The 13,792-nt window shown below is 46.6% G+C and carries 15 protein-coding genes; 8 read left to right on the top strand and 7 right to left on the bottom strand.

The window, feature by feature from the left end; genetic code table 11:
• The first annotated feature begins 22 nt into the window (after nt 1-22).
• Genes proB through mtnB form a run of 6 tightly spaced genes read left to right on the top strand, consistent with a single transcriptional unit; the run spans nt 23 to nt 5,867 of the window.
• Nucleotides 23-1,129 carry a glutamate 5-kinase gene (gene proB, locus AC0YNT_RS06060; protein WP_475803750.1) on the top strand — a complete coding sequence of 369 codons (1,107 nt, stop codon included), beginning with the start codon at nt 23-25 and terminating at the stop codon, nt 1,127-1,129.
• A 34-nt stretch (nt 1,130-1,163) separates the two neighbouring features.
• On the top strand, nt 1,164-2,414 hold the full coding sequence (locus AC0YNT_RS06055) for a glutamate-5-semialdehyde dehydrogenase (protein WP_475803749.1): 1,251 nt from the start codon (nt 1,164-1,166) through the stop codon (nt 2,412-2,414).
• A 31-nt stretch (nt 2,415-2,445) separates the two neighbouring features.
• Nucleotides 2,446-3,327: a pyrroline-5-carboxylate reductase gene (proC, locus tag AC0YNT_RS06050; RefSeq protein ID WP_475803748.1), complete on the top strand. Its 882-nt coding sequence runs from the start codon at nt 2,446-2,448 to the stop codon at nt 3,325-3,327.
• Complete coding sequence (locus AC0YNT_RS06045) at nt 3,327-4,547, top strand: 2,3-diketo-5-methylthiopentyl-1-phosphate enolase (RefSeq protein WP_475803747.1); 1,221 nt, start codon at nt 3,327-3,329, stop codon at nt 4,545-4,547. Before proC ends, AC0YNT_RS06045 begins: the two co-directional genes overlap by 1 nt.
• Nucleotides 4,547-5,215: a 2-hydroxy-3-keto-5-methylthiopentenyl-1-phosphate phosphatase gene (locus AC0YNT_RS06040; RefSeq protein ID WP_475803746.1), complete on the top strand. Its 669-nt coding sequence runs from the start codon at nt 4,547-4,549 to the stop codon at nt 5,213-5,215. Before AC0YNT_RS06045 ends, AC0YNT_RS06040 begins: the two co-directional genes overlap by 1 nt.
• 1 nt (nt 5,216) lies before the next feature.
• Entirely contained in the window at nt 5,217-5,867 is a 651-nt protein-coding gene (gene mtnB, locus AC0YNT_RS06035; RefSeq protein ID WP_441890459.1) for a methylthioribulose 1-phosphate dehydratase, read from the top strand.
• 72 nt (nt 5,868-5,939) lie between these two features.
• On the opposite strand, the gene AC0YNT_RS06030 is transcribed toward mtnB, so the two are convergent.
• The 6 genes from AC0YNT_RS06030 to AC0YNT_RS06005 form a co-directional block, all read right to left on the bottom strand.
• Nucleotides 5,940-6,683 carry a hypothetical protein gene (locus AC0YNT_RS06030; protein WP_475803745.1) on the bottom strand — a complete coding sequence of 248 codons (744 nt, stop codon included), beginning with the start codon at nt 6,681-6,683 and terminating at the stop codon, nt 5,940-5,942.
• Between the two features lie 119 nt (nt 6,684-6,802).
• Nucleotides 6,803-7,339 carry an orotate phosphoribosyltransferase gene (gene pyrE / locus AC0YNT_RS06025; protein WP_167273276.1) on the bottom strand — a complete coding sequence of 179 codons (537 nt, stop codon included), beginning with the start codon at nt 7,337-7,339 and terminating at the stop codon, nt 6,803-6,805.
• A gap of 56 nt (nt 7,340-7,395) precedes the next feature.
• Nucleotides 7,396-7,845, bottom strand: a complete 450-nt coding sequence (locus AC0YNT_RS06020) for an NUDIX hydrolase (RefSeq protein ID WP_475803744.1) — start codon at nt 7,843-7,845, stop codon at nt 7,396-7,398.
• Nucleotides 7,846-7,858: 13 nt separating this feature from the next.
• Nucleotides 7,859-8,332 (bottom strand): DUF1572 family protein, encoded by a 474-nt coding sequence (locus tag AC0YNT_RS06015; RefSeq protein WP_475803743.1) that lies wholly within the window; start codon nt 8,330-8,332, stop codon nt 7,859-7,861.
• A 22-nt stretch (nt 8,333-8,354) separates the two neighbouring features.
• Complete coding sequence (locus AC0YNT_RS06010; RefSeq protein ID WP_475804083.1) at nt 8,355-9,185, bottom strand: TIGR00266 family protein; 831 nt, start codon at nt 9,183-9,185, stop codon at nt 8,355-8,357.
• 85 nt (nt 9,186-9,270) lie between these two features.
• Nucleotides 9,271-11,244 carry a glycoside hydrolase family 127 protein gene (locus tag AC0YNT_RS06005; RefSeq protein ID WP_475803742.1) on the bottom strand — a complete coding sequence of 658 codons (1,974 nt, stop codon included), beginning with the start codon at nt 11,242-11,244 and terminating at the stop codon, nt 9,271-9,273.
• A gap of 136 nt (nt 11,245-11,380) precedes the next feature.
• Here AC0YNT_RS06005 and AC0YNT_RS06000 point away from each other — a divergent pair, with 136 nt between their 5' ends.
• Complete coding sequence (locus AC0YNT_RS06000) at nt 11,381-12,247, top strand: helix-turn-helix transcriptional regulator (RefSeq protein ID WP_475803741.1); 867 nt, start codon at nt 11,381-11,383, stop codon at nt 12,245-12,247.
• Nucleotides 12,248-12,273: 26 nt separating this feature from the next.
• Entirely contained in the window at nt 12,274-13,011 is a 738-nt protein-coding gene (locus AC0YNT_RS05995; protein WP_475803740.1) for a hypothetical protein, read from the top strand.
• Between the two features lie 76 nt (nt 13,012-13,087).
• Here AC0YNT_RS05995 and AC0YNT_RS05990 read toward each other — a convergent pair whose 3' ends face one another.
• A complete protein-coding gene (locus AC0YNT_RS05990) occupies nt 13,088-13,768 on the bottom strand; it encodes a DnaD domain protein (RefSeq protein ID WP_475803739.1) in 681 nt (226 codons plus the stop codon).
• Nucleotides 13,769-13,792 lie beyond the last annotated feature (24 nt).

Raw genomic sequence — 13,792 nt, 5'->3', positions numbered from 1 at the left:
TGCCATGAAATGGGATGAGAACATGTCGGAACGAATCGTTGTCAAAATCGGTAGCAGCTCCTTAACCTCAGAAGAAGGCGGCCTTAACCGCGAGCAAATCACCTATTTCGCTGCTGAGCTCGCTGCACTTCATAAGCAAGGATGTCCTCTTATCCTCGTAACCTCCGGTGCAGTAGCTGCGGGGTTTCGCCAAATCGGATACGCTTCAAGGCCAAAACTCGTTCATGAGAAGCAAGCTGCTGCTGCAGTAGGCCAGGCGCTCCTCATGCAAGCTTATCAAGAAGCCTTTGGAGAGTACGGCATTGGTGTCGCTCAAATTCTTCTGACACGGGCAGACTTTTCCAACCGGAAACGAATCCAAAATGCTCTCAAGACAATTGAAGAATTACTTCGCCTGCACATTATTCCGATTATTAATGAAAATGATACGGTTGCTACCGATGAGCTTGAGCTGAAGTTTGGTGATAATGATAAGCTTTCCGCATTAGTCGCTGCCATGACGAAAGCTAGCAAGCTGGTCATGATTACAGACATGGATGGCTTATATACAGAAGATCCTCGTAAAAATCCACAAGCCGTTAAGATCGAACGGGTAGATCAAATCTCAGAAGAGATTATGCAGCTTGCAGGCGGGGCCGGATCAGCCGTTGGTACCGGCGGCATGCGTTCCAAGATTGAGGCTGCACGGATCTCCATGCGCGGCGGCGTCAGAGCTTTTATCGGGAAAGTTCAACAGCCTGGCGATCTACAGTCAGCTATTGATGGCGTTGGCAAAGGCACTTATTTTGATACCCAGTTACATAGTCTCCCGATGAAGAAACAATGGCTTGGCTTCCACTCCATGCCTCATGGACGCATTGTAGTTGACGATGGCGCTGAACATGCATTGCTTGTTGGTGGTAAAAGTCTTCTGCCAGCAGGCATTCGTGACATTCAAGGTGATTTCCACTCTGGGGATGTCGTTGAAGTAACCAGCCTTACGGGAGAAACAATTGGTCGTGGAGTCGTGAACTATGAAGCTTGGCAGATCCAGGCGGTCGCCGGACTTAGTACCGAAGAAGTAAAGCGCAGGGTTGATGTTGGCAGGATTGAAGTCATCCATCGTGATGAGTGGGTATCGCTGCGATAATCGATTTATGAGTTTATTTAAGGAGGAATTTACGATGACTAGCGAAGTGAGACAAAAAGCAACACTAGCGCAAGCAGCGGCCAGTGTCATGAACAAAATGACAACCGAGCAGAAAAATACAGCTCTTGCAGCGATGGCTAATGCCCTTATTGAAAATCAAGCTTCTATTATTGAAGCAAATGGTAAAGATCTGGAACGCGGACGGGAGCTTGGCACTAGCCCTTCCCTGCTTGACCGTCTGGCTTTGAATGAAGAACGGGTTGCTGGAATTGCTGAGGGCTTGCGGCAAGTGGTTGACCTTCCTGACCCTGTTGGCGAGCTGCTCGAGCAATTCGATCGTCCGAATGGCCTTCGTGTAGAGAAAACACGTGTACCACTTGGTGTAATCGGAATGATCTATGAAGCTCGTCCGAATGTGACGGTTGACGCGGTTGGCCTATGTCTAAAAACTGGCAACTGCGTTGTGCTTCGCGGCGGCTCTGCTGCCCTTGAATCGAACCGCCGTATTGTTGAAGTATTGCGTCATGCACTCACCACAACGGACCTGCCTCAAGATGCTATTCAGCTCATCGAAGATTCAAATCGTGCGTCTGTTAACGAAATGCTGAAGCTGAACGGATTGCTTGATGTGGTTATCCCACGCGGCGGCGCGGCTCTGATCCGCAACGTGGTTGAGAATGCAACGGTGCCAGTAATCGAGACTGGCGCAGGTATCTGTCATACATTTGTGGACGAAAGCGCCGATTATGATATGGCAGAACAAATTGCCTTTAATGCAAAGGTACAGCGCCCTTCCGTATGCAACTCGATGGAGACGCTTCTTCTGCATAAAGCTTTTGCCGAACGTCATTTGTCCCAAATTACTGATCGTTTCCTTGCCGCAAATGTTGAATTACGTGGTGATCAACAAGCCGTCGAGCGCATTGCTCAGGTGAAGCTTGCGACGGAACAAGATTTTGCGACGGAATATAACGATTATGTTTTAAATATTCGTATTGTAGCAAACTTAGATGAGGCACTTGACCATATCCGTAAGTTTAGTACGAAACATTCGGAATGTATCGTAACGGAAGATGTTGCTCATGCAGAGCGGTTCCTGATGGAGGTTGATGCGGCTGCGGTATATCATAACGCCTCTACCCGCTTTACAGATGGATTCGAATTTGGCTTTGGTGCAGAGATTGGCATCAGCACACAGAAGCTCCATGCTCGCGGCCCAATGGGCTTGCCTGCTCTAACATCAACGAAATTCCGGGTTTACGGCAACGGACAAATCCGCGGTTAAAGATACAGTGAATAGGTTGGAGGGAAACGATATGTTATCTATGGAAAAAACAAATGCCAGCGCGAATATCGAAGCTTTGAAAATCAGCTTCTATGGAGCAGGCTCAATGGCAGAAGCAATTGTACGTGGTCTTATTAATCAGAAGCTTACAAAGCCTGAACAAATTTCGATGCTGAACCGGCAAAATGCCGATCGCTTGAATGAGCTGTCGTCACGGTACGGCGTTCAAACCGTATTAAACGGCTCGAGTAACGAACAGTTCCTCCAAGATGCAGATATTATTTTTCTGGCCATGAAGCCAAAAGATGCCGTTACTGCGATTTCATCCATTAAACATTTGCTCTCGGACAATCAACTTATCGTCTCCGTCATTGCCGGATTCTCGATTTCCTCTATGGAGCGTGTTCTGGGCAGACCAGCAGCCATTGTACGGACAATGCCAAATACATCTAGCACGATTGGTCTTGGCGTTACGGGCATCAGCTATTCGGGTTCTGTAACTACCGAGCAGCGTCAACTGGCAGAAACGATGTTCGCATCGATCGGCATCAATGCGGTTGTTGAAGAATCCTTGCAGGATTCCATCGTAGGTGTATCGGGCAGCGGTCCTGCTTATGTCTATTATTTCATGGAAGCAATGATGGAAGCTGCAGCTAAGCTTGGCCTTCCTGCCAATCAAGCCAAAGATCTGATCGTACAGACTGTTCTAGGTGCAGCCGAGATGGTGCGTACAACAGGTGAAGAACCAGCTGACTTAAGGCGTAAAGTAACTTCCCCGAACGGTACAACTCAAGCAGCAATTGAAACGATGACGGAGAGCGGACTGACAGAAGCTGTCGTACGCGGCATGCTGCGTTCCGCTGAACGCGCCGGTGAAATCGGAGCGGATATCGAAAGGAGTACGTTATCCTAATGAATCAAATGTGTGTTGCAACTTACCGCAGCTATGACGAGAAAGCGGATTTTGATAAAAAAGCATTATCCATCGCTGTTGGTCTGACCGTTGGCAGCTGGACAGAGCTTCCGGAAGCGCGCAAAGCTGAGATGGAAAAGCATCTGGGCAAAGTATTGTCCGTTGATGTTCATGAACCAGCAGGCGGCGAACGGTATGCCGATATTCGAATCGCTTATCCGGATATCAACTTCAGCCGAGACATCCCTGCCCTGCTCGTGACCATCTTCGGCAAGCTGTCAATGGACGGCAAAATCAAGCTGATTGACCTTGATGTGTCGGATGAGTTTCAATCTGCGTTCCCTGGCCCGAAATTTGGGCTGGAAGGTGTACGTCAGCTGCTTGGAGTTCATGACCGTCCACTTCTGATGAGTATTTTCAAATCCGTAGTTGGTCATGACCTGCCAAATCTGCAGGAGCAGTTCTACAAGCAGGCGCTTGGCGGCGTTGATCTGATCAAGGATGATGAGATTCTGTTCGAGAATCCACTCACTCCACTTGAGAAGCGTGTAGAAGTGTGTATGGAGGCTGCTCGTAAAGCACAACAGGAAACGGGACAAAAGCTGCTTTATGCCGTTAACCTGACTGGCCCTACCTCACAGCTGGCAAGCCAAGCCCGCAAAGCGATTGCCGCAGGCGCCAATGCCCTGCTGTTTAACGTTTTGTCTTATGGTTATGATGTTCTGCATGAGCTGAGCAAAGATCCAGAGATTAATGTGCCAATCGCAGCTCACCCTGCACTTGCAGGTGCCTTCTATCCGTCACCACATTACGGAATCGGCGCTTCCGTGCTGCTTGGCAAGCTGATGCGTCTTGCTGGGGCTGATCTAGTTCTCTTCCCTTCTCCGTATGGCTCCGTTGTTATGCCGAAGGAAGAGAATCTGGCTGTTAAGGATGCGCTGCTCGCGCCGTCCTCAACGCTTCGTACAAGCTTCCCTGTACCATCGGCAGGCATTCACCCTGGACTTGTACCACTTATTCTGCGTGACTTCGGAACCGATGTTGTCGTGAATGCAGGCGGAGGCATCCACGGTCATCCAATGGGAACTGCTGCTGGCGGGCAAGCTTTCCGCAGTGCGATTACGGCAGCAATGAACGGAGTACCACTTCGCGAAGCTGCAGCACAGCCAGGCAATGAAGCACTTCAAGGAGCGATTGATGCATGGGGGATTAAAGAATAATGACAACAGCTAAGAAACGTATCATCTTCTGTGACTTTGACGGAACCATCACCGTCAACGATAATATCGTAGCGATTATTAAGCATTTCAACCCGCCGGGCTGGGAAGAGATTGCAACTAGTGTACTTTCTCAAAAAATCTCAATCCGCGATGGCGTTGGCCAAATGTTCCGACTTCTCCCCACTTCCAAGCAACAGGAAGTTATCGAATATGGCATTAACAATGTTCAGATTCGTGACGGCTTTGCGGAGCTGCTTCAATATTGTAAGGATGAACAAATTGAGTTTTACGTGACAAGCGGCGGCATCGACTTCTTTGTTTTCCCGGTTCTCGCCCGCTTTGGTATTCCTGAGGATCATATTTACTGCAACGGCAGTGATTTCAGCGGTGAACAGATCGAGATTACATGGCCGCATCCTTGTGACGGACATTGTACGAATGATTGCGGGATGTGTAAAACAACCATCATGCGCCGTTACGCAAATGGTCATTATGAGCGTATCATTATCGGGGACAGCGTGACGGATTTTGAGGGTGCAAAGCTTGCGGAAGTTGTCTTCTCACGTGCGTACCTTACCGAAAAATGCAAGGAGCTTGGACTCCCGCATACCGAATTCACAACCTTCCATGATATTGTGCATGAGCTGAAGAAAGAAAGGGCGGTCTAATATGGCTTTTACAGATATTAAGCTGGAACACAAACAACAGGCGCTCGCCGACCTGCGCAGCGTTAAAGAACTATTCGCCTCCCGCGGCTGGTTTGCCGGAACTAGCGGCAACCTGTCGGTACGTGTAGGTGACTTTACGCCGGATGAATTCTATTTCGCCATTACAGCAAGCGGCAAAGACAAAACCGTACATACGCCAGAGGATTATCTGTTCGTAGACAAGAACGGCAAAGCTTGCGAAGCAACAAACCTTAAGCCTTCCGCTGAAACGTTAATCCATAATGAGATTTACCGTTTAACCGGTGCAGGAGCCATTTTCCACGTTCATTCCGTTTATAGTGCTGTAATGTCCGAGTGGTTCTGGGAACGCAGAGCAGTTCCCGTAGACGGCGTTGAGCTGATCAAGGGACTGAACATCTGGGATGAGGAAGCTCATATCGATATTCCAATTGTCTCCAACTTTGCAGAAATTCCTCGTATCGTTCCAGAAGTAACGGAGCGTCTCGACAAGCGGATCCCAGGTATTATCCTTCGCAAACATGGCATCTACGCATGGGGTGCAAATGCATTCGAAGCAAAACGCCATATTGAAGCGTTCGAATTCCTTTTCGAATACGTGTACCGCTGGGAAATGCTGAACGGCAAAAAGTAAATTAGATATAAAAAGAGCTGCCCTAACGGCCGTTTGCAATAATGGTCAGGGGCAGCTTTATCTTTTGTAGAATCAAGACTCATTTAAAGGGTATGACTTAACTCCCAACACCGTGTCATTCTCGAGGATTTTAGTCTCATAGAGGCTAAACGAATGTTCTCTAAAGCGATACTGATAATAATCATGAACAGATAAAACAGTTGTAGGATGAGAATTAGCAAATATCCAGCGCATAGTCTCGATTTGGCATCCTATATTTTCATAATGAATGATATATTCGGAGACGGGATCCGTTTGGAGCATCATCTTTTTCAACTGCTCTTGTGAATAATCATAGCGCGACATATCCAGAATCCCAGAAAGTTGGGTTAAATTATCGTAGAACTGCAGTTGATTCTTTCCCAGATACTTGTTTGAAAATCGATGCTCTACTCCTTCCTCATTTATTCTGGGATCGGTGAAAATACGGGTCCACTGATTATGAACCCTACTAAACACAGTTAGTCCCATAGCCCCCGCACTGCCTACAGAATATTCGTACAAGAAAATCTCATTAACACGATCATCATCTACATCACCGATCATGATTTTACTGTTCCAATATATATTTTGCTGAACCGTTTTATTATCAATCTTTAGAGTTAGATTTTGATGTCTTTTTGGACTTGAAGTAAATAGTTCAGCTTTATGTATGCCTATCAGATCCGGAGAGGAAAATTGAATGGACTGAATCAAGATATTGGCTTGATCAACATCATTTACGCTAGGCGCAAGTAATGTTAAAAGTAAACCATATATACCTATTTGAAGGAACAAACATGAGCACCCTTTCTTCATGAAACAAACATGTAGAACTGCCTTGTTTGTTAATATCCCCTACTCACTAATAAAAAAACTGGCCCTCTCGTTCGTAACGAGTAGGACCAGTTCTTTATTTATAGGCTTATTTCTTCAGACTCAAATAACTCTTCCATCTTGAATAAGGAGTGAACCACGAATTCCGCTTCTTCGAGGTTGGCTCTTCCGGCCGGGTCTCTCTCAATGACACATAATACTTCTTTCAGCTCCGCGTCATGAGTGAGCAAATCTGCAGCACTTAGCAGTACTTGACCACCGGTTGTGATCACATCCTCGATAATACAGACCTTCTTGCCTGTAATATCCATTCCTTCTGCTAATTTGCTGGTTCCATACTCCTTCGCTCTCTTTCGGACGAAGACTACTGGAATACCCGTCTTTAGGGAAAGTGCTGTGGCGATCGGAATACCGCCCATCTCAAGTCCGGCTAATACTTCTGTTCCTTCAGGAACTAGGGGTGCAAGCTGTTCAGCAATCGCAGCTAGAATTACGGGATTGGATTCGAACAAGTATTTATCGAAATAATGATTCGATGTTTTCCCTGAACGCAGCTTGAATTCTCCCGTCAGTCTTGACGTCTGGATAATCTCTCTTGCAAGTTCTGTTCTGTCCATATATAGTCCCCTTCTCCATGAAAGTTGGATACCATAAAATTGCACCGTCGAACAGTTTAGCAAAACTTACTTGAATTGTCTATGCGGCTAAAGAGAGTTTTTTCTACAAATGGAGTTACTGGGAATTGTCGAATTTCATTTAGATCGATCCAGGCTGCACCCAGGGAGTCTTGACCATCCCCATCTGTCTTGAGCTCCACGTCATTCTTCAGCAATTGAACATCATATAGGATACCGATATGGTGAAGCTCCTCCATAACATTCTCGCGATAAGGATAAATGAGGGTATAGGATAAAGAATCGAGTATCGATCCCTGAACATCAGTAAGCCCAGTTTCCTCTTCAAATTCTCTCAGAAGTGTCTGATAAGGCTCTTCTCCAAACTCAATAGAACCTCCCGGTAAATCCCATTTGCCTGTGTGAGGTCCCCTGCATTTCTTTATTAGAAGTACTTTATTATCTCTTATTAATACGCCATATACCCCAAGATGAGTATGTCTTTGCATTGCCATGCTCCTCTTAGATTGATGTCGATTTATAGTCTTCTTTCAATTGCTGTTTCGCAATATAAAAGATTTGTCCCATATGCTCAGAAAAATGTGCCGCGCATTGATGCAGTATATCCAGATTTGTTCGTTTCTTGCCGCGAATAGTCTGTGTTTGTTCAAATTGCTCATCCGTCATCGTTTGAATGGTATCCATAACAACCTGCATTCGAGAGCGGAATTTGAGTACTAACTCATCTCTCTTCATAAAAACAGGCTTTAATTCGGCTTCCCGATCGCGCACAAAATCTTGAAAAAGAATCCCTTTGTTAACCCGCTCCAAAATGTTGCCTTCCATGTGCCTGATCAAGGTCGAAATATTATGGCTTCCGGAATCCGGGCTCCAGTTCACCTGCTCATCATTAAGCTGATCCAGCGCTTTTAGGGTACGCCGCTCGATCTCTTCGAATTTGTTCTTTAACCACAGCCGGTTAAATTCATATTGCATGAGATCACCTCTATCATTCGTATTAATCGCCCTTCAGCATGTTAAAGATGCCGCCAGCTGCGCTGCCTTCATCCTTGCCGCCTGTACCGAAGCCACGAGGAGCCGCAGCAAATACACGGCTTGCTAACCGGCTGAACGGCAGCGATTGAATATAGACGGAACCTGGCCCTTCTAATGTTGCGAAGAACAAGCCTTCTCCGCCAAATAAGAAGGTCTTAACGCCTTTCACCATCTCAATACTGTAATTAACACTAGGCGTGAAGGCAACTAAGCAACCGGTATCCACACGCAATTTTTCACCTGGATTCAGATCTTTACGGATAATCGTACCTCCAGCATGCATGAAGGCAAGGCCGTCACCCTCGAGCTTCTGCATTATAAAACCCTCTCCGCCAAAGAAACCTGTTCCAATCTTCCGCTGGAATTCAATGCCTACAGATACACCTTTCGCTGCAGCGAGGAAAGCATCCTTCTGGCAAATCATTTTACCTCCAACAGCATTAAGGTCGATCGGTATGATTTTTCCTGGGTATGGTGCTGCAAAGCTCGCTTTCCTCTTACCGTAGCCTTCGTTCGTAAAAGCCGTCATAAATAAGCTCTCACCCGTCAAAATCCGTTTGCCAGCATTCATCAGCTTACCCATGAATCCACTCTGAGACTGACTGCTGCCATCACCGAATATCGCTTCCATATGTATGCCGTCATCCATCATCATCAGGCTTCCTGCTTCCGCAATAACCGTCTCTGAAGGATCCAGCTCAATTTCTACAAACTGCATATCATCGCCATGAATGAAATAATCGATCTCGTGGTTATTTTTCAACAAAATCCCCTCCTGGTAAATGATTAACATCACTATCATACCATTATTATCCATCCCATTTCTAACAAAAAAGACATACGAAAATTCGTATGCCTTCTTCTATTCCACCTTAACTCTACGCTCGAATCCAAACGGTCATTTCGCCACGCTGACGATTCCCCCACAAATAGTAAGGCACAGCCTTCAATTTTACCGGCAGCGATGCCTGCTGCAGCCCATAAGGGCGATATGGCGTTTCTTCCTGCCAGGACCCTTGTTCATCCAAGCGGCCTTCCGCTTCAATGACAATCGCTCCACCAAGCAGCTGTGAATCGAAGTTTACTGCCAGAGCGGAGGAGGTCACAAGGGATACGGCTGCAAGTGGACTTGCGTTGTCGATTTCCTCCAGGCAGTAGACAAGTGGTCCACGTTCAATGGCAACCTTACCGGCATTTGCCCGAATCTCCGGATGAGCCGCTGTCAGCTGCGCTTCCATAGCTGGCTCCCACTCTACAACATCTCCTTGCTGCCAATTTTGATTAACAAGAGCATAGCCATTCTCTGCTTCGTAATCGGCTGTTTCGCCGTTAATACGGAGTACTGCTTTCTCCCTGCACCAGGAAGGAATACGAAGGGCTAGTGTTACTGCTGCACCCGGTACTTCCGTAAACTCGAAACGGACATTCCCTTTCCAAGGCAGCTCTGACTCTTGCTTTAATGTGACAGAGCCGGCATCAAGCTCAAACTGAGCTATGCTGCCAATAAACAGATGCGTATAGATCGTATTTGTTGCGGCAGATACGGTATAAATATAATCGTTTAATGAACTAAGCAGACGTGCCACATTCGGAGGGCAGCAAGAGCAGCCGAACCATTTCTGGCGCTCAGCTTTCACATGATGACGACCCGGATTTTTCTCAGAAGCCTTCGGCCATACTTCAAGTGGATTAACATAGAAATAATGCTTGCCATCCTGCGACATACTGCCTACGACATTGTTAAATAACGCCCGCTCCATGATATCAGCGTATTCGCTCTTTGCTTCCAGCTTCAACATACGCTGTGCAAAGAAGATAAGGCCGATGGATGCACAAGTCTCCGCATACACCGTATCATTAGGCAGATCGTAATCGAAGGAAAAGGCTTCGCCGTGATGAGTTGAACCAATCCCTCCTGTAATATACATCTGCTTTCTGGTCATGTTATTCCACAAACGCTGGCATGCCTCAAGAAGCTGCTGGTCACCTGTTAGTCTTGCCAGATCAGCCATTGCCGTGTACATGTAGACTGCGCGGACGGAATGGCCAACTGCGACCACCTGCTCACGTACCGGCTTATGCGCCTGGTTATAAGCTAATTGCTCTACCTTTGGAATAGGCATATTTCTTCCTGTCCATAGACTGAGCCCATCACGCTGTTTAATATCTTCAATCAGGAAATTCGGTTCCGCCCCACGCTCATCAATAAAGAATTGAGCAAGCTTCAAGTAACGGTCTTCTCCTGTCGTCTGATAAAGCTTCACTAAAGCCAGCTCAATCTCCTGATGGCCGTCATACCCTCTCATTTTGCCGGGCTCTATACCAAATAACGAATCAATATAATCGGCAAACTTACACATCACATCAAGCAGCTTGCGTTTGCCAGTTGCGTCATAATAGGCAACTGCAGCCTCGATCATATGCCCTGCACAGTACAGTTCATGTGCTTCATAGAGATTGGTCCACTGTTTGCCCGGGTTTTTAATTGTAAAATACGTATTTAAATATCCGTTCTCATGCTGCGCCATCGCAATGAGATCGATAACTTCGTCTGCCGTACGCTCCAGTTCTGCATCAGGATGATTCGCTAGAGAATAACCAACGGCTTCCAGCCATTTCGCAACATCACTGTCCTGGAACACCATGCCGCCATAAGGCTGCTCTTCAAGCCCTGCCGCTACGCGGAAATTACGAATCGCATAACTTGGCTCTGCATCCGCAATTCGGTCATTCAGTGCATCCCATTGATAGGGAATAACCGTCTCACGTACCAATTCGGTAAAGCGGTTCCAAAATGCATCCTTAATATGTACCTCACTGCTTCCCAGCTGTCCGTTTAATTGCTTCGCCATGAAAGTTCCTCCTGATCGAATATTAAAAATTTGATTCATTCTGATTTCTAGTTTATTCTTGAAAGGATAAGGAAACTACCTATAAAACGACCCTATTTTATATAAAATATCACACTGCCGGAGGAGTGGTTCCCATATGATTGATACCTCCTATATTTCCTTACAACTGCCTCCTATCCCTTATTACATTACAACCGGACTATCGGAATACAAGCCTGGCGACCAGCATCCTGATCGTAGGAATCTAGGCATGTTTGATCTGTTGTGGGTGGTCAAAGGAACCTTGTACATCGGCGAAGAAAACAAGCAGTGGGAGGTTAATGCAGGAGAAACGCTGCTCTTGTTGCCTAACAAGTATCACTATTCCGTCAAGCCTTGTGATAGTGACACCGACTTTTATTGGATTCACTTCGACTTCAAGGGAGAATGGACACAGCATGAATCAGATCCAGCCAGTATGCCACTTCCCATTCGTCAATCATGGGAAAATCCATATCTCATTCATCTTCCCCAGTATGCCGCACCACCGGAATTTGCTTTAGCAGAACGGCATCTCTATCAGTTATTAGCCTATTCCAATGAGCATCAAAGAGGTGTCTATTGGCTGGAGCAGCAATTATTTATCGAGCTGATTGGTTTATTGGAAGAAAGACAAGATCGTTCTAATGCGGATTCATCAGCCATGAAGCTTGCCAATAAAACCGAGGCTTATATCCGTCAGCATTACCAATCCGATCTAACCAATGCGGTGCTGGCTGAAGCTCTACATTTTCATCCCAACTATATCGTCAGATGTATGAAAGAAATCTATCACTGCTCTCCAATGGAGTATTTATATCGATACCGGTTAGAACAGGCCAAGCTGCTCTTAATCAAGACAGAATGGGCAATTGCAGATATTGCGGACAAAACCGGCTTTCGTCACCAGCCTTATTTTTCGAACTGCTTTAAAGCCTATGCGGGTATTTCACCGCTGCGATATCGCAAGCAATTCGCACCATAACCAGTCCACAAAGGAGTTATAAGAAGATGAATCCGTCTCCGAACAATGCCAATGCAGCAAACACTGGCTGGTTCCCTGGCCGATATATTGGCGGTATCACATTAATAGCAGGACCAATTCTCTTTCTAGTCGGTGTACTGTTACGAAGCCGATTCCATTTCTTCTTTCCCGATCAGTTGAAGGCTTTTGAAGAGTACCCGAGATTAATGTTTTGGTCATTCAGTGCCTTTAACGCTGGCATTCTGCTCCTATGGCCTGCCATATTAACCGTTATAAGGATGATTCAACAAACAAAACCAGTTTGGGCGAAATGGGGAGGCCTCCTCGTTATATTTGGCCTGATTGCCCGGATATTCCATGCTGGGGTTGATCATTTAGCCTATCAATTGGTTCGTATTGAAGGCCTCGAACCAGCAACCAATTCTGTTGCCGATTCTTATGGCGCTTATCATATCTTCAGTTTTCTTAACCTAGCGATTCTACTTGGATGGATTGTTCTTGCCATTGGCGCGTATAGGTCCAAGACGCTTGGATTACTCCGATCTATCGCTTTAGCACTTATGTCTGCTCTTCCACTTGGTGTGCTAAAAGGCACAACCATGTTCTCAATCATCGCAGTTACAGGTCTTTGTATAGCGCTTGTGCCCCTTGGTGTAAAAGTACTGCGAGACGGTCCTAAGCCTGCACCACGAATGGTATTTCTTACAGTTGTGTTAACTGTCGTCTTAGGTGCCGTATTTTATTTCTTTGGTCAAGCCGGATAAGCACAGGTACGAAAAAAAGCCTTGTACTCTCCAAAAGAGAATACAAGGCTTTTACTTGTTATAAACGTTATAATGGCTAGCCGCGTGGTCCACGGAATTTCTGAGAATGTGCGCGAGCTTCATCCACATTCGTCACCCGATTGCGGCTCCACTCAATTAGAATACGGTCGATGTATCGGAAGTTAAGCTTGCCGGCAAAGACAGCTTCCTTCAAGGCGAAACGGATCAACTCATCCTGATACCGGTCCTGATCCACCCATCCTGTAATCGTCTCACATTCCATCGGTGATAACAGCCGGCCAAATTCCTGCTCAAAGACGGAGAATATGTTACCAGGATCAGGCGCCCGCTTCACCGTTCGGCGCTCTGCCTTCCTCGACTCCCGCTTCTCTTCTGCTGCCCATTCTGCAGCCTTCAGCATCCATCCGCTCCAGTTATACGTCTCCGACTGGATGCCCGACATGGAATCAATTTGCTCATCAATCGTAAGGAAGCCTTCCTTCATCAGTCGACCAATGGTTGTTTCAACAACTCGTTCTGTAGAGCCTGTCCGTTCTGCGAGCTGCTCCATCGTTGGGAACTCAATGCCTTCCGATTCACGGAACAGCATCAGCTGCAAAAGCAGCATCACTTCAGCCTCAGAAAGATTCAAGTGGCGGTATGAGCGGAGCAGCAGTGCGGACACATGCACTCCGCCCTCATTCATTACGGCCGCCATGCCGCGCGAATAGGCTTTCCACATGTCTTCGTTGCTCATAATTACCGATCCCTCCGAAGCTTA

It is taken from the genome of Paenibacillus sp. J22R56 (assembly GCF_056269375.1).
The sequence above is the reverse complement of the archived record's forward strand: the minus strand, read 5'-3'. Positions and strand labels throughout refer to the sequence as shown.